At 69.3% G+C, this 14,825-nt stretch carries 17 protein-coding genes; 7 read left to right on the top strand and 10 right to left on the bottom strand.

The features are described 5' to 3' along the window. Positions 1 to 114: 114 nt before the first annotated feature. The 4 genes from F0U44_RS05070 to F0U44_RS05055 form a co-directional block, all read right to left on the bottom strand. Complete coding sequence (locus tag F0U44_RS05070) at positions 115 to 744, bottom strand: TetR/AcrR family transcriptional regulator (RefSeq protein WP_149727110.1); 630 nt, start codon at positions 742 to 744, stop codon at positions 115 to 117. A 106-nt stretch (positions 745 to 850) separates the two neighbouring features. After that, complete coding sequence (locus F0U44_RS05065; RefSeq protein WP_149727109.1) at positions 851 to 1,561, bottom strand: hypothetical protein; 711 nt, start codon at positions 1,559 to 1,561, stop codon at positions 851 to 853. Further along, positions 1,558 to 2,157: an RNA polymerase sigma factor gene (locus F0U44_RS05060; protein WP_223163575.1), complete on the bottom strand. Its 600-nt coding sequence runs from the start codon at positions 2,155 to 2,157 to the stop codon at positions 1,558 to 1,560. The genes F0U44_RS05065 and F0U44_RS05060 overlap by 4 nt, the downstream gene beginning before the upstream one ends. A gap of 52 nt (positions 2,158 to 2,209) precedes the next feature. Continuing rightward, complete coding sequence (locus F0U44_RS05055) at positions 2,210 to 2,662, bottom strand: nuclear transport factor 2 family protein (RefSeq protein ID WP_149727108.1); 453 nt, start codon at positions 2,660 to 2,662, stop codon at positions 2,210 to 2,212. A gap of 118 nt (positions 2,663 to 2,780) precedes the next feature. Between F0U44_RS05055 and F0U44_RS05050 the strand changes: the two genes are divergently transcribed. After that, positions 2,781 to 3,461 carry a hypothetical protein gene (locus F0U44_RS05050; protein ID WP_149727107.1) on the top strand — a complete coding sequence of 227 codons (681 nt, stop codon included), beginning with the start codon at positions 2,781 to 2,783 and terminating at the stop codon, positions 3,459 to 3,461. Positions 3,462 to 3,467: 6 nt separating this feature from the next. Here F0U44_RS05050 and F0U44_RS05045 read toward each other — a convergent pair whose 3' ends face one another. After that, a complete protein-coding gene (locus F0U44_RS05045) occupies positions 3,468 to 3,926 on the bottom strand; it encodes an RrF2 family transcriptional regulator (protein ID WP_149727106.1) in 459 nt (152 codons plus the stop codon). A 154-nt stretch (positions 3,927 to 4,080) separates the two neighbouring features. Between F0U44_RS05045 and F0U44_RS05040 the strand changes: the two genes are divergently transcribed. The 6 genes from F0U44_RS05040 to F0U44_RS05015 all read left to right on the top strand — a co-directional run bounded on the left by F0U44_RS05040 (position 4,081) and on the right by F0U44_RS05015 (position 10,247). Continuing rightward, the gene (locus tag F0U44_RS05040) at positions 4,081 to 5,952 is read left to right on the top strand and encodes an acyl-CoA dehydrogenase (protein WP_149727105.1); all 1,872 of its coding nucleotides are present in this window, start codon (positions 4,081 to 4,083) and stop codon (positions 5,950 to 5,952) included. Positions 5,953 to 6,050: 98 nt separating this feature from the next. Next, complete coding sequence (locus F0U44_RS05035; protein WP_149727104.1) at positions 6,051 to 6,653, top strand: LysE/ArgO family amino acid transporter; 603 nt, start codon at positions 6,051 to 6,053, stop codon at positions 6,651 to 6,653. 15 nt (positions 6,654 to 6,668) lie between these two features. Further along, the gene (locus F0U44_RS05030; protein ID WP_149727103.1) at positions 6,669 to 7,715 is read left to right on the top strand and encodes a family 43 glycosylhydrolase; all 1,047 of its coding nucleotides are present in this window, start codon (positions 6,669 to 6,671) and stop codon (positions 7,713 to 7,715) included. 105 nt (positions 7,716 to 7,820) lie between these two features. Beyond that, complete coding sequence (locus F0U44_RS05025; protein ID WP_149727102.1) at positions 7,821 to 8,468, top strand: hypothetical protein; 648 nt, start codon at positions 7,821 to 7,823, stop codon at positions 8,466 to 8,468. Positions 8,469 to 8,490: 22 nt separating this feature from the next. After that, complete coding sequence (locus tag F0U44_RS05020) at positions 8,491 to 9,306, top strand: maleylpyruvate isomerase family mycothiol-dependent enzyme (RefSeq protein ID WP_149727101.1); 816 nt, start codon at positions 8,491 to 8,493, stop codon at positions 9,304 to 9,306. After that, complete coding sequence (locus F0U44_RS05015) at positions 9,303 to 10,247, top strand: oxidoreductase (protein WP_149727100.1); 945 nt, start codon at positions 9,303 to 9,305, stop codon at positions 10,245 to 10,247. Before F0U44_RS05020 ends, F0U44_RS05015 begins: the two co-directional genes overlap by 4 nt. A 6-nt stretch (positions 10,248 to 10,253) precedes the next feature. Here the strand turns inward: F0U44_RS05015 and F0U44_RS05010 are convergent, their stop codons facing one another. The 5 genes from F0U44_RS05010 to F0U44_RS04990 form a co-directional block, all read right to left on the bottom strand. Then, positions 10,254 to 10,829 carry an AMIN-like domain-containing (lipo)protein gene (locus tag F0U44_RS05010; RefSeq protein ID WP_149727099.1) on the bottom strand — a complete coding sequence of 192 codons (576 nt, stop codon included), beginning with the start codon at positions 10,827 to 10,829 and terminating at the stop codon, positions 10,254 to 10,256. Positions 10,830 to 10,953: 124 nt separating this feature from the next. After that, the gene (locus F0U44_RS05005) at positions 10,954 to 11,748 is read right to left on the bottom strand and encodes a crotonase/enoyl-CoA hydratase family protein (RefSeq protein ID WP_149727098.1); all 795 of its coding nucleotides are present in this window, start codon (positions 11,746 to 11,748) and stop codon (positions 10,954 to 10,956) included. A gap of 38 nt (positions 11,749 to 11,786) precedes the next feature. Continuing rightward, positions 11,787 to 12,389, bottom strand: a complete 603-nt coding sequence (locus F0U44_RS05000) for a hypothetical protein (protein ID WP_149727097.1) — start codon at positions 12,387 to 12,389, stop codon at positions 11,787 to 11,789. A 34-nt stretch (positions 12,390 to 12,423) separates the two neighbouring features. Further along, positions 12,424 to 13,659: a fatty acid desaturase family protein gene (locus F0U44_RS04995; RefSeq protein ID WP_149727096.1), complete on the bottom strand. Its 1,236-nt coding sequence runs from the start codon at positions 13,657 to 13,659 to the stop codon at positions 12,424 to 12,426. A gap of 29 nt (positions 13,660 to 13,688) precedes the next feature. Continuing rightward, entirely contained in the window at positions 13,689 to 14,810 is a 1,122-nt protein-coding gene (locus F0U44_RS04990) for a ferredoxin reductase (protein WP_246160306.1), read from the bottom strand. Positions 14,811 to 14,825: the final 15 nt, after the last annotated feature.

Raw genomic sequence — 14,825 nt, 5'->3', positions numbered from 1 at the left:
TTATCTGATGATGCGCATCATCAGATTAATCTGAGGACAACGGATTCCCTATTGAAAGTGGTCAGGCTCACGCCTGCGGTCCGCCGTGGCGGTCGCGGTGAGGCCGGGGGCGCCTCAGGCCTGGAGGAAGGCCGAGGCGGCGCCGCCCAGGAAGGTGGCCAGCGACTCGACCAAGCGGACCCGAGGGGGCTGGAAGTCGGAGACCGTCCAGCTCACCACCGCGTGGCTGATGCCCCCGACGGCGGCATCAGCGAGGATGCGGAGCTCGGTCTCGCCGATCTCGCGGAGGGACTCGCGGTCCCCGAGCAGGCTCACCACCAGCTCGCCGAAAGTCGTCATCTGGCTCAGGTAGCGCTGCTCGACGCGCGCGCTGACACCCAGCACCTCGAACCAGACGACCCGCGCGAGGCGGGGGTCGTCCTCGACGACGCCGAGCAACGCGTCGAGACCGGCGCGGGCGATCTGGACCACGCCTCCCTCGCTCTCGCCGACCGCGATGACGGCCGCCTGCGCCAGGCGATCCACGCAGACGTCGTACACAGCGATAAGGAGGTCCTCGGTGCTCGCGAACTGCTCGTAGAAGTAGCGGTCGGTGATCCCGGCCTCGCGACAGATCTGGCGCACGGTCGCCTGGCGATAGCCCGCGGTGCCGAAGAGCTCGAGGCCGGCGTTGAGCAGCTGGATCCTGCGCCTCGTGGCGCGGTCCTCGGCTGACTCGCCGCCATACGTGCGCCCTGTGGTCACGCCGCTATTCCAGCACGTCGAACGTTCCGCGGTCCGAGGTCGGGGCCTCGCAACGTCATACGCCCCGCACCGTGGGAGGTGCGAGGCGTATGACGTTCGCCGTGGATCAGCCTTCGTTGGCGGGGGTGACCGTGCGGGCGGTCATCGAGCCGAAGCCGCAGTCGACGTCGCCGACTGAGTAGGCGACCTGGAGCCCGGCGACGTTGTCCTTCAGATCGCCGGACGTCGTGATCTTCAGCTCGGCGTCGCTGTCGCGCAGGACCGAGTCCTTCGGGATCGTGATGACGAACTCGTCGCCCTTCAGGTCCGACGTGAAGGGCATGTCCTCGAAGCCGCCGCACACATCGGCGCCAGCAGGCTGTTCGCCCGCCGTACCGGACTCGGCGTGTGCCTCGAACTGGCCCTCGCCCTCGACCACGCCGGAGTCGCCGGGCTCGATGCCCTGGGGAAGGTCTTCAGGGTCGATCTGGCTGATCACGGGTCCGCCGGGTCCGCCGTCGGCCTGGTAGTCGACGTCGGCCTCGATGCCGTGGTCGGCCAAGGCCTTCTCGAGCCCGTCGGCGTCGGAGAGCTCGTGGATGGTGATGGTGACGTCGCCGTTGCTGTTCTCGTCGACGGCGTAGGCGGCGGACGAGCCGAGGGTCGTGACGCCGAAGGCGGTCACGGCCGCGGCTGCCAGCCCGGCGCCCGAGAGCGCCCAGCGCCGGCGAGTACGACGCACCGGGGCCGGCGTGTTTTCAGCGGCGACCTGGCGCAGCTCGGTGAGCAGTGCCTGATCGAAGCCGTCGAAGGTGTCGAAGTCGTTGTTCATGGTCATGCCTCCAGCGGGAGGATCGCCGCAGCCGCGACCTCCGCGTTGATCGTGTGGGTGGGGTCGATGTGCTGCTGAAGCCGGGCGCGGCTGCGGTGAAGCCGGACCCGCGCGGTCCCCGGCTTCATCCCCAGCTGCTCCGCAGCCTCAGCGACGGGTATCCCGTCGACCGCCACCAGCTCCATCAGTGCCCGGTCGCGAGCTGACAGCTCGTCCAGGGCGGCGTACAACTTACGTGTGTAGCGCTCCGCTGCGATCCGGTCCTCGATCCGAGCGGTGGCGTCCTCGTCGAGGAGCCGGCGGCCCTGGATCCTGCTCTCCGCCCGAAGGCGTCGCGCCTGGCGCCGGCCCGCGTCGGCGAGCGTGTTGCGGGCGATGCCCGTCAGCCACGCACCCGGCCGACCCTTCTCGGGCCGAAAGCTCGGCGCGGCGCGCATCGCCGCGAGGAACGTGTCGGCCGTCAGGTCGGCCACCTTGTGGGGGTCGTCCACCCGGCGAGCGAAGAACGACTTCACCGCATCGACGTGTTGTCGGTAGAAGACCTCGAGGAGGTCGGGGTCGCTCCCTATGAGCGCGACCTCGTGGTCGCTGATCTGGTTCACGACCGTTCTTCGCCGATCACCCGGTCAGCGTTACACGCGACCGGTGACGGACTCAGGCCTTGGTGAAGCTGGCCATCGTCCGGTCGGGCTCCCAGAACGCCTTCATCGACTTCACGCGGCCCTCGTCGTCGACGATGTAGACCATGATCAGGTCGGTCGTCGTGTGGCTGCCGTCGGCGAAGGACGTCTTGATCCGGCCGATGTTGGCGCAGGTGTTGCTGCCCGGGTTGGCGAACGAGTCGTAGATGTCGAACTCGAACGTCGCGATCGGCGCGATCGCCAGCTCCCAGAAGGCGGAGATGCCGGCGTGGCCGTGGTGGCCCTTGCCCTCGGGGTCGAACATCGACGGGCCGACCGGGTCCTCGAGGATCGCGTCCTCGGCATAGACCGTGAGCCACTCGGCGAGGTCGCCCTTGGCGACGGCCGAGTAGGAGCGCTGCGAGGCGGCACGCGCGGGGTGCGGGTCGTTCGGCGCGTTCCACTTGATGGCGTCGGAGGTGATCACCGCGCGATCGTACGACGAAAACTGGAACATGTTCTAGTGACGACCGTTACAAGTGCTGCTCGTTCCTGGTTCCGCGGTTGTTCACCTCCCGGTCAGATGGCCCGCTCACCCTGCTGTCATGACCAAGAAGCGAAAGGTGTACCTCCACGTCGGGCTCCCCGGCGCCGGGGACATCATCGAGGTGGCGCTGGTGCGCCACCGTGAAGCGCTGGTCGAGCTCGGGATCGACGCGCCGGCCAAGTCGGTGGAGGACAACTTCCTGTCTGCCCTGGAGCTCCTGCGCGAGCACAAGGCCTGGGGATTCACCCGCAAGGAGGTCGAAGGACAGTGGGCGGCGCTCTGTCGCCGCGCCTGGAAGGGTCAGGGTGACGTCGCGCTGAGCCTCCCGCTGCTCGCCGCCGCGCGGCGCCCTGAGATCGACCTGCTGCTCGACGGTCTCGCCGGCTTCCAGGTCCACGTCGTGATCACGGCCGGCCCCACGGACGACATCGCGGACTTCGTCGAGAGGTGGAGCGCCGCCGTACGCAAGCCGGAACGGCTGCACGTCATCCGCCTCGAGGAACCCACCCCCGGGAAGGCGTGGAAGGCCTTCGGTGCCGTCGCCGGATTCGGAACGGCGTCCCTGGGTCTCGACGACGTCCGGGCACCGTTCGTCCGTCCCGTCGGCTCGCTCGACGACGCGCGCCAGGAGATCGAGCGGCTCGCGCGGCGCAACCAGAGCCTCGAGCGCTGGCGCGACGAGAGCGAGCGGAAGCGCAAGAAGCTCAAGCGCCGGCTGAAGGTCGACGCTGCGGCCTGATCGGGCCTAATGCGCCTTCCAGGCGTCCTCGTCGGCCGTGCGCTTGGTCACAGCCGCGGGGAGCGCGCCGTCGGCGAGCATCTGGATCGAGACCTCTTCGAACACCTCGCGCAGGGAGCTCCGGGCGGCGATCCACACGTGCTGGAGCACGTCGGCCGACTCGTTGTAGCTGACCGCCTCGGGGCGCAGCCCATAGACGGAGACGAGAGGGCCGTCGACGGCCCGGATCACGTCGGCGACGGAGACGTCCTCAGCGGGGCGACCCATGCGCCACCCGCCTGACTGACCCCGCTGCGACATCACGACGCCGGCGCGGCGCAGGTCGGCCAGGATCGCCTGCAAGAAGCCGTGGGGGATCTCCTGGAGCCGCCCGAGCTCTTCAGCGCTCACGGCACGGCCGTCCGCGCGACCCGCCATCTCGATCAGGGCCCGAAGTGCGTAGTCGGACTTGGCGGAAACACGCATAGGACCAGTGTCTCAGATTTCTCGGTCGGATTACTTCACATGGATCCGTGCTTGCTTGCTGCAAGCACCCCTCGTATCATTATGTTACTGGCGAGTAGAACTGATCAGTAGGTTCGAAAGCCCATCCCTGTTATCAGCGAAGATTGGTGGGACTGTGAGCCACTACAAGAGCAACCTGCGCGACATCCACTTCAACTTGTTCGAGCTGCTCGGGCGCCAGGAGGTCCTGGGTGCCGGCAAGTTCGAGGAGATGGACGTCGACACGGCCAAGGAGATCCTGGCCGAGGTCGACCGCATCAGCCGCGAGGACCTCGCCGCTTCGTTCGAGGACGGCGACCGCACCCCGCCGGTCTTCGACCCCAAGACCAACACCGCGCCGGTGCCCGCTTCCTTCAAGAAGAGCTACGACACCTGGATGGAGTCGGGCTTCTGGAGCCTGGGCCTCCCCGCCGAGATCGGCGGCACCGAGGCGCCGTCGTCGCTCGTGTGGGCGACCGCTGAGCTGATCCTGGGCGCCAACACCCCGATCTGGATGTACGGCGCCGGCCCGTTCTTCGGCAAGGTCGTCTACGACAACGGCACCGACCGCGACAAGCGCATCGCCGAGATCATGGTCGAGCGTCAGTGGGGCGCCACGATGGTGCTCACCGAGCCCGACGCGGGTTCGGACGTGGGTGCCGGGACGTCGTACGCCACCCCCAACGAGGACGGCTCCTGGAACATCGCCGGCGTCAAGCGCTTCATCACCAGCGCTGAGTCGGACCTGCAGGAGAACATCATGCACCTGGTCCTCGCGCGCCCCCGTGGCGTCGAGGGCGTCGGTGGCCCCGGCACCAAGGGCCTCTCGCTCTTCCTCGTGCCGAAGTACCACTTCGACCACGAGACCGGTGAGCTCACCGGTGCGCGCAACGGTGCCTACGTCACCAACGTCGAGCACAAGATGGGCATCAAGGTGTCCAACACGTGTGAGGTCACCTTCGGCGACCCGCAGATCGGCGGCGGCGAGCCGGCCCAGGGCTGGCTGCTCGGCGAGGTGCACGACGGCATCGCCCAGATGTTCGACGTCATCGAGAACGCCCGCATGATGGTCGGCACCAAGGCCATCTCGACGCTGTCGACGGGTTACCTCAACGCGCTGGAGTACGCCAAGGAGCGCGTCCAGGGCCCCGACCTCACCCAGGCGGCCGACAAGACCGCCCCGAAGGTCACCATCACGCACCACCCTGACGTGCGCCGCTCGCTCATGACCCAGAAGGCCTACGCCGAGGGCATGCGCTCGCTGGTCCTCTACACCGCGGCCACCCAGGACCGCGTGCAGGTGGCCGAGAAGGGCAGCGACGAGTACAAGGCCGCGCTGGCGCTCAACGACCTGCTGCTCCCGATCGTCAAGGGCTACGGCTCGGAGCGCTCGTGGACCCTGCTGGGCACCGAATCGCTGCAGACCCTCGGTGGTTCGGGCTTCCTCCAGGAGTACCCGATCGAGCAGTACGTCCGTGACGCCAAGATCGACACCCTCTACGAGGGCACGACGGCGATCCAGGGCATGGACTTCTTCTTCCGCAAGATCGTCAAGGACGGCGGCGCGGCGCTCGGCACCATCGCGGGCGAGATCAAGTCGTTCGTCGAGGACGAGTCGGCCAACCCGCAGCTCAAGAACGAGCGCGCGCTGCTCGCCAAGGCCCTCGAGGACGCCAACACCCTCGTCGGTCAGATGGTCAACGACCTGATGAGCGCCGACGTCAACTCCGGTGGCGACCTGCGCAACATCTACAAGGTCGGCCTCAACACCTCGCGTCTGCTGATGACGCTCGGTGACGTGGTCGTCTCGTGGCTGCTGCTCCGCGGTGCCGAGGTGGCCCTGACCGCCCTGGCCGGCGACGCTGGCTCCGACAAGGCCTTCTACGAGGGCAAGATCGTCGCCGCGCAGTTCTTCGCCGCCGAGGTGCTGCCGAAGATCTCCGCCGAGGTCGCGATCGCCCAGGCGACCGACCTGTCGGTCATGGACCTCGACGAGTCGGCGTTCTGATCTGATCCACCGTCGTACCTGACGTACAGGTCGGGATTCTCCGAATCTTCGACTCGTACGTCAGGTACGACGCATTTTTGGGCCCGTAAGGTCAGCCCGTGCTCACCGCTGCCGGCGCCGGCCTGCTCACGGGTCTGTCGCTGATCGTCGCGATCGGCGCGCAGAACGCGTTCGTGCTGCGCCAAGGCCTGGCCCGGCAGTACGTCGGACCGGTGGTCCTCGTCTGCGCAGTCTCCGACGCCGTACTCATCCTTGCGGGCGTCAGCGGCATCGGCGCGATCGTCGAGCACGCGGGGTGGGTGCTCGACGTGGTGCGGTGGCTGGGCGTCGCCTTCCTCGCGACGTACGGCGTCCTCTCGCTCCACCGCGCTCGCAAGCCCGAGACGCTGGAGGCTGCCCGAGCCGGGGTCGGCTCGCGGCGGACGGCCGTCGGGCGCGCTCTCGCGCTCACCTACCTCAACCCGCACGTCTACCTCGACACCGTGCTGCTCGTCGGGTCGATCGCCAACCAGCACGGCGACTCTGGTCGTTGGTGGTTCGCCGCGGGTGCCGCAGCGGCGAGCATCCTGTGGTTCACCGGCCTCGGCTACGGCGCCGGCTTCGGCCAGCGCCTGCTGTCGACCGCGCGGGCCTGGCAGGTGCTCGACGTCCTCATCGGCCTCACCATGTTGGCGATCGCCCTGTCGCTCGCCCTCTCCTGATCTAGAGTCCGCGGCGTGCCGCGCCGCTTCCGCCTCCTCGTCGGGGCTGCCCTGCTCGCGGCCACGGTGACCGTCCCGGCCGTCGCTGCTGCGCCCACCTATCCCGAGCCGATCCTGACCAGCGACCGGACCGGTGACCCGAGCGTGGTCGAGACGCTCAACGGCCGCGTGATGGTGGCGACCGGCCCGCTCGTGCGTCGGGCCCGGTGGGACCCGGGCGAGGGCTGGCGATGGATCGACCCGGCGCTGGCGCGGCTACCGAGGTGGGCCGCTCCGCGCGGCGACGTCTGGGCGCCCGATCTCGCGCGGTTCGGCGACCAGTGGGTGCTCTACTACTCGGCTCCGGTCCGCGGACTCGGACCGACCGGGCGGTGCATCGGCATGGCGACCGCTCCGACGGCGTACGACACGTTCCGGCCGATCGATGCCCGCCCGCTGGTCTGCTTCCCGCGTGCGGACACGCCGCCGGCCTACGACCAGGTGCCCGCCAAGGGTGGGCTGCCGCGGCGCGGGCTGCTCGACCCGTCGGTGTTCGTCGACGACGACGAGGCGCCGTACCTCCTCTACAAGACCGACGGTCGGCCCTCCTCGATCCGGCTCCTGCCACTGGCGCCGCGTGGGCTCGGTCCGGCGGAGGGCGCGGTCAGCACCGAGCTCGTGCGCGCGGACTGGGTGATGGAGAACCCGGTCGTGCTGCGCCGGGGCGACTACTACCACCTGTTCACGGCCGAGGACCTCTGGTCGAAGTGCAGCTATCGCACAGTCTGGCGCCGTTCGACCGACCTGACGGTCTGGCCGCTGCGGCCGCGCCGCGTCCTGTTGTCCCGGTCGACGACCGGCGGACTGTGCGGCCCGGGTGGTGCGGACGTGCTGGTCGCCCGCGACGCACCGGACCGGCCGCTGCTCTACTTCCACGGCTGGGTCCTCGATCGCAACCTGACCCCGCCCGACCCGCCCTTCGTCGCCGGTCCGCCGGGTCGACGGGCACACCGGGTGCTCTACGGCGCGCGGCTGCGCTTCGTCGACGACGTCCCGAGCATCGTGGGCTACCTGGCCCGTTGAGGCGCTGCCGGAACTCATCCGGCTGGCGGTTGCGCTCGGGTTCGGGCCTTGTCACAGTGCGAGAAGGGCCGGACGCCCCGCCTGGCCCGGAATCGGAGTGCAGCGATGAAGGATCAGGGAATCAGCGGCAAGCTTGCCCTTGCTCTCAGCGCACTGGCCGTGGTGCTCGCGGCCGGAGGTACGGCGGTCGCGGTCACGAGCTCGACCAGCATCGAGGACCCGGACGTCGCCGGCCAGTATGCGCACGTCGACCGGGACGGCCGACTGAACACCGCCAACGCGACCAGCAAGCTGAACTACAGCATCAGCCACTCGCAACCGAGCAACACGGCGGACTTCCTGACGGGTGCGACGAATGCCCAGCTCGCGGTGACGAGCGTTTCGATCACCCACGGGATGATCGCGGGCTTCGCTGGTGACAGCACGTCGTACCGCGTCTATCTCTACCGTGCGACGGTCCCCGTCGCGGAGACGACGTGCACGACGTCCAACACCACGGCCTATACCCAGCTGCGCGCCTGGGTGGTCGGCGGCGTGGGTGACGTCGAGGCGGACTTCTCCTCGCCGATCCTCGTCAGGCCGACGCCGGGGACGAAGTACTGCTTGGAGCTCTACACCGAGGTCGCGAGCGGGCCGAACGGTGCGCACAACTTCGTCGTGTCGAGTCTGTCCGCCTATGTCGCCTCGGGTGCCTACAACGGACCGGGCAACGCGGCCGGACCATCCCAGCGCACCCCGGGCTCCCGCGGGTGAGGTTGTCGCTAGCATCCCGGACATGAGTGACGCGGAGCGCTTGGCGGGCTACATCGACACCTGGTGGCAGGCGATCGGTGACTTCACCGCTCTGCTGGACTCGCTGCCCGAGGATGCCTGGGCGCTGCCCACCGACCTTCCCGGCTGGGACGTCAAGGCGATCGCGGCCCACACCGCGCACCTGGAGAGCATCTTGGGCGGCGGCCCCGACGAGCAGGCCGACATCGGCGAACCGCCGCACGTGAACGGTCCGATGGGCCAGTTCACCGAGATCGGCGTGGTCACCCGTCGCGACCGGACGCCGGCCTCGATCGTGGAGGAGATCCGTGAGCGTACGGCGGCCCGCCACGACGCGCTGCTCGCCGACCCTCCGAGCGACGGCTCGGCCCCGGCGCCGAGCGTCTTCGGCCTGGTGGGCTGGGACCAGAACACGCTCCTCAGGAACCGTCCGCTCGACGTGTGGATGCACGAGCAGGACGTCCGCCGCGCCGTCGGTCAGCCGGGCGGCATGGACACCGCCGGCGCGCAGCACACGGCCGACTACCTCTCGGCCGCCTTCGGCTTCGTGGTCGGCAAGAAGGTGAAGCCGCCCGTCGGCACCACCGCGGTGCTCGCGGTCGAGGGCAGCGAGGAGGTCGCCGTCGAGATCGACGAGAACGGACGCGGTCAGCGGCTGGCTGAGGTGCCCGCCGAGCCGACGGTGTCGTTGACGATGGACCGCGAGTCGTTCATCGTCCTGGCCGGTGGTCGCCGTGCCGCGGCGCCCGGCGCCGTCGTCATCGAGGGTGACATCGAGCTGGGCCAGCAGATCATCGCGAAGATGGGGAGCACGCCGTGAGCGACACCAAGCAAGCTCCGGCCTGGACCGTTGCCGACATCCCCGACCTGAGCGGGCGGACCGTCGTCGTCACCGGCCCGACTCTGGGCGGCCTCGGCCACCACACCGCGCTCGAGCTGGCCCGCAAGGGCGCCTACGTGGTGCTCGCCGGCCGCACGCTGAGCAAGGTCGACGACACCGTGTCCGCGATCCGTGCCGAGGTCCCGGGTGCCCAGCTCGAGACCCTGCAGCTCGACCTGGCCAGCCTCGACTCCGTGCGCGAGGCGGCCGCCGCTGCCGCTGTGTTCGGGCCGATCGACGTGCTCGTCAACAACGCAGGGGTGATGGGGACGTCGTACTCCCGGACGGAGGACGGCCTCGAGCTCCAGATGGCCACCAACCACTTCGGCCCCTTCCTGCTGACCGGACTGCTGCTGCCGCAGCTGGCCGCGAGCGGTGAGGGACGCGTGGTGAGCGTGTCGTCCAACATGCACCAGTTCGCCCGCAAGGCTCCGCTCGCGGACCCGAAGACCAAGAAGGGCCGCTACGCGCGCTGGCGGGTCTACAGCCAGAGCAAGCTCGCCAACCTGCTCTTCACTGCCGAGCTCGACCGCCGTCTACGGGCCGCGAAGAAGCCGGTCGTCGCGGTCGCCGCGCATCCCGGCTTCGCCGGCACCCATCTGGTGGCCAACGGGCAGACCGGACGTTCGTCCGGCGGGCTCGCGAGCATCCTCAACGGCACCGTCCGGGGCATCTCGCAGTCGCCGGCCGCCGGTGCGTGGCCCAGCCTGATGGCCGCGACCGACGACCTGCCGGGCAACACCTACGTCGGGCCCAGCGGCCTGCAGCAGATGACCGGCACGCCCCGGATCGTCGGGCGCACCAAGCTGGCTCGCGACGAGGACGCCGCTCGCAAGCTCTGGGAGATCAGCGAGGAGACGGTGGGGCTGCGCTACCCCTAGGGTGCGCTAGCTCCAGCTGTGGGCGACGTCGATGACCAGTCGCCGCCCGCTCGGGTCGTCCAGGACGAAGACGCGCAGGGGGAGCCGTGCGCGCACGCCGAGCCCGAGGGTCGTCTGGCCCTCGAACGTCCCGGCCCACGCGACCTGGCGGAAGGTGTCGTAGGTGCCGACGTCGACGAGCTCGCGCGGGTCGGCCGGGTCGTAGGTGACCGCACCGTGCCGTCCGTACGCCGGCGCGTTGATCACGACCTGGATCCGGGCGTCGCCCCGGAGCGGGACGCGGTGGCCGGAGCCGTCCATGACGACCCGGGGGACGTAGCCGACCCACCAGCCCGGCCTGCCTCGGCCGTGGCCGCCGATGTCGACGACCAGCCGGTCGAAGCACGTGTGCCGGCCCGACCGGACGTCGGTGACCTGCCGGGTCGAGTGAGTGCCGCTGTGCTTCACCTGCGAGCCCCACTGCGTCGCGCAGTCCGAGGACGGTGCGGCCGCGTGGGCCGCGGGTGCGGCGGGGGCGATGCTCACCGCGAGGGCGAGCGCGAGGGCGCGCACGGTGCGCGAGGTGCCAACGGAGAGCTTCATGGTGTCCTCCTTCTTCGGGACACCTGTAGGACGCTCGATGCGGCCGATCGGTTGGCGTCGTACCTGACCTACATGTCGTGAATTCGAGAAATCAGGACACGTACGTCAGGTACGACGGGGAGCGTCAGCGACCCCGAGGACCGTAGGCGGGCTCGGACTTCGTGAAGGCGGCCTCGCGGGCGGCCTTGGTGTTGCGGGCGGCGAGCAGGTAGGCCTGCTCGATGCGCTCGCGCGCGAAGGTACGGCGGGGCGAGGCCTGCCAGGTGTCGTTGAAGAGGCGCTTCGCGGCAGCCAGGGCATCCGGCGACTTCGTCGAGAGCTCGGCGGCCAGACGCTCAGCATCGGCGAGCGGGTCGTTGGCGAGCTGGGTGACCAGGCCGAGCTCCTGGGCGCGACTGCCGTCGAAGACCTCGGCGGTCATCGTGAGCAGCTTGGCCTGGTCGATGCCGACGACCTCGGACAGGCTGCGGACGCCGGACATGTCGGGGATCAGGCCCCACTTGCCCTCGAGGACCGACCATCGCGAGTCGGGGGTGGCGATCCGGAAGTCGGCGGCCAGGGCGATCTGGAGACCGCCGCCGAGGCAGTGGCCGTGGACGGCGGCGATCACCGGGACCGGCACCCGGCGCCACGCCCAGCACGCCTCCTGGAAGAGGTTGGTGCCGCGCCACGGCAGCGGCACGAAGGCCTTGGCGATGCCGGCGGGGTTCTTCATGACGCTCGCGAAGTCGAGTCCGGCGCAGAAGGCATCGCCCTCGCCCGCGATGATCACCGCGCGCAGGTCCTTGTCCTTGCGCAGCGCGTGCGCGGTGATCGCCAGGTCCTGGAGGATCGGCAGGGTCAGCGCGTTGAGCTTGTCGGTGCGGTCGAGCCGCACGTGGGCGACGCCGTTGTCGATCCTGCAGGTCACGTTGCTCATGGCGTCAATACTACCGGCTGGTAACTTAGACCGGAAGATCAGCGGTAGGAGCGGACCTGCTGGGCGTCTGCGCTGAAGGTGACCACGCCGCCCTCGACCGCGAACGCAACGGCGTCGTGGTCGCGGAGCGCGATCCGGAACTTCTCGTGGCTGTGCTCGATGTCGTCGTAGACGACGAGCTCGGACTCCTCGACGGCGTAGACATCGTCGGCCGGTGCCTCCGGGCACTCCGCTCCGGTCCGGATCACGTCGCCGGTCGTGCGGTCGAGGACGTCGCCCTCGTTGCTTCCCGCGCACTCGCGGACGAGTCCGTCGGCGAGCACGGTCAGGCCAGGATCGCCGCTCCCGGTCTCGGTGTCCCACCACTGCCGGCCGGTGTCGTCGAAGCCGATCACCGCACCGGCATCGGTCGCGGTGTTCGTGGTCGCCACGAGCACCCAGTCGCCCGCGACCACCGCACTGGTGACGGCGGACGACGGGTCGATCTCGGCGGACCACACGACCCGCGCGTTGCGGTGGATCACGGCCTCGCGCTGCAGCGTCCCGCCTGACTCGTCGTCGGTCGGGTCGCCGGCCTCTTCGCACCCCGCTGTGACCAGCAGGAGCGCGACGAGGGGCATCGCTCGGAGCAGGGACGCCATGGGCCGAGACCCTAGACGATCACGCCCACGGGCCTCAGGCGGCGGGGACGTACTCCTGCTTGGCCTTGCGCTCCAGGAGCTTCAGCATCACGCGACGGCTGCGCTTGTCGGCGGTCGAGATCTTGTAGAGCGCGACCAGCTGCTGCGGCAGGTTCTTGGTGTTGGTCGTGGCCAGCCAGCCGTTGGGGAAGGACAGGCGCACGAACCGGTGCCACGCGCTCGCGACCTGCTTCGGCATCGGAGCGGTGTGGTAGTTGAGGCCGTACTCGTCGAAGATCGCGCGCACCTTCGGCGCGACCTCGGCGTAGCGGTTGCTCGGGAGGTCGGGGAAGAGGTGGTGCTCGATCTGGTGCGACAGGTTGCCGCTCATGATGTGCAGGGCCTTCGAGCCGGAGATGTTGGCCGAGCCGAGCATCTGGCGGAGGTACCACTCGCCGCGCGTCTCGCCCTCGATCGACTTCTTCTCGAAGGTCTCGACGCCCTCGGGGAAGTGGCCGCACATGATGACCGAGTGCGTCCAGAGGTTGCGCACGATGTTGGCGGTGAAGTTGGCGGCCAGGGTCGGGAGGAACGAGCCGGTCGGCAGCGACAGGAGCGGGTGGACGACGTAGTCCTTGGTCGCCTGCTTGCGGATCTTGGCCAGGACAGCCTTGGAGTTGGCCTTGAACTCCTCCGACCGCTTCTCCTTGGGGGTCTTCAGGTTCTTGCCGAGCTCGAGGTCATAGGCCGCGATGCCGTACTCGAAGAAGCAGGCGTTGATGAAGTTCCAGACCGGCTGGAACATGAAGAACGGGTGCCACGGCTGGTCCTCGTCGACCCGCATGATGCCGTAGCCGAGGTCGTTGTCCTTGCCGATGACGTTGGTGTAGGTGTGGTGCAGCTCGTTGTGGCTGTGCTTCCACTGGTCCGACGGCGTCACGTTGTCCCACTCCCAGGTCGAGGAGTGGATCTTCGGGTCGCGCATCCAGTCCCACTGACCGTGGAGGATGTTGTGGCCGACCTCCATGTTGTCGAGGATCTTCGCGGCCGACAGGCCGACGGTGCCGGCGATGAAGGCCGGCGGGAAGATGCTGCCGAGCAGTACGGCGCGGCTGCCGAGCTCGAGGTAGCGCTGGGTCTTGATCACGCGGCGGATGTAGGCCGCGTCGCGCTCGCCGCGGCTGTCGAGGACCTCCTGGCGGATGGCGTCGAGCCGGGTGCCGATCTCCTCGATGTCCTCGGGGGACAGGTGGGCGATCGGGTTGACGGGCTTCTTCGTAACGGCGGTCATGGGGATTCTCCTGATGGGGGGCGGAGGGGTCAGTGGTCGAGGTGGCAGTCGCCGGCGGCTGCGCTGATGCAGGTCTGGATCTTCACGCCGCCCGGGGCCTCGCCCGGGACGACGACGGTGATCTCGCCGTTGCGGAGGTCGCGCACGGCGCCCTCCTTCATCGGCAGCACGCAGCCCATGCAGATGCCCATGCGGCACCCGCTCGGCATGAGGACGCCCGCGGCTTCGGCGGCGTCGAGGATCGGGGTGGCGCCGTCGGCGTCGATGACGGTGCCGTTGGCGAACGCGACGGTGCCGCCAACGCCGGCATCAGCGACCAGCGCAGTGCGGAAACGCTCGGTGTCGAGCGACAGACCGCGCTCGTCGTACCACTGCTCGAGGGCGTCGAGGAGGCCGCTGGGGCCACAGGCGAACGCCGCCCGCGTGCCGATGTCGGGCACGAGGGACTCGAGCCGGGCCAGGTCGAGCAGGCCGTCGCGGTCGTCGAAGTGCTCGACGAGCGTGATGTGGCCGGCAGCCGCCAGCGCGCGCAGCTCGTCCTTGAAGATCGAGTCGGGCTCGGTCTGGTTGACGTGGAGCAGGGTGATCGCGGTGGTGGGCGCGACCGCCTTGGAGAAGAGGTTGCGCAGCATGCCGATGACGGGCGTGATGCCGGAGCCCGCGGTGACCATGAGGATCTTCTCGGGCAGCGGGAGCGGCAGCGTGAAGTCGCCGGCGGCCTGCTGCAGGTGGACGAGCTGGCCGGCGCGGGCCTTGTGCACCAGGTGCTGCGACACGATGCCGTCGGGGATCGCCTTCACGGTGATGCTGATGTGACCGTCGCGGCGCGGGCCGTGGGTCAGCGAGTAGCAGCGCCACAGGCGGACGCCGTCGATGTCGATGCCGACCTGGAGGTACTGACCCGGCGCGTGGCCGGTCCAGTCGCGGCCGGGCTTGATGACGATCGTGGCGGCGTCGGCGGTCTCGGCCTCGACGGCGACGATCTTGCCCTTCAGGTCGGTGCCCGACCGGAGCGGGTGGAAGCCGTCGAGAACCTCGTCGACCGACAGGGGGGTCAGGGCCGCGTCGGCCAGGGCGCGGAGGCGGCGGCTGAGAGTGCCGCGCTGGGCACTCCGGGCCAGCACTGGGGCGGAAAGACTCGTGGAACTCACAACATCAAGACTTCC

The sequence above is a fragment of the Nocardioides humilatus genome (assembly GCF_008373755.1).
In the GTDB taxonomy this organism is placed as follows: Bacteria; Actinomycetota; Actinomycetes; order Propionibacteriales; family Nocardioidaceae; genus Nocardioides; species Nocardioides humilatus.
The sequence above is the reverse complement of the archived record's forward strand: the minus strand, read 5'-3'. Positions and strand labels throughout refer to the sequence as shown.

Excerpts from the sequence above, each read along its gene's own strand:
- F0U44_RS05050 (WP_149727107.1), top strand. The coding sequence starts at position 2,781 with ATGACCAAGAAGCGAAAGGTGTACCTCCACGTCGGGCTCCCCGGCGCC.
- F0U44_RS05045 (WP_149727106.1), bottom strand. The coding sequence starts at position 3,926 with ATGCGTGTTTCCGCCAAGTCCGACTACGCACTTCGGGCCCTGATCGAG.
- F0U44_RS05010 (WP_149727099.1), bottom strand. The coding sequence starts at position 10,829 with ATGAAGCTCTCCGTTGGCACCTCGCGCACCGTGCGCGCCCTCGCGCTC.
- F0U44_RS05000 (WP_149727097.1), bottom strand. The coding sequence starts at position 12,389 with ATGGCGTCCCTGCTCCGAGCGATGCCCCTCGTCGCGCTCCTGCTGGTC.
- F0U44_RS04995 (WP_149727096.1), bottom strand. The coding sequence starts at position 13,659 with ATGACCGCCGTTACGAAGAAGCCCGTCAACCCGATCGCCCACCTGTCC.
- F0U44_RS05005 (WP_149727098.1), bottom strand. The coding sequence starts at position 11,748 with ATGAGCAACGTGACCTGCAGGATCGACAACGGCGTCGCCCACGTGCGG.
- F0U44_RS05025 (WP_149727102.1), top strand. The coding sequence starts at position 7,821 with ATGAAGGATCAGGGAATCAGCGGCAAGCTTGCCCTTGCTCTCAGCGCA.
- F0U44_RS05020 (WP_149727101.1), top strand. The coding sequence starts at position 8,491 with ATGAGTGACGCGGAGCGCTTGGCGGGCTACATCGACACCTGGTGGCAG.
- F0U44_RS05065 (WP_149727109.1), bottom strand. The coding sequence starts at position 1,561 with ATGACCATGAACAACGACTTCGACACCTTCGACGGCTTCGATCAGGCA.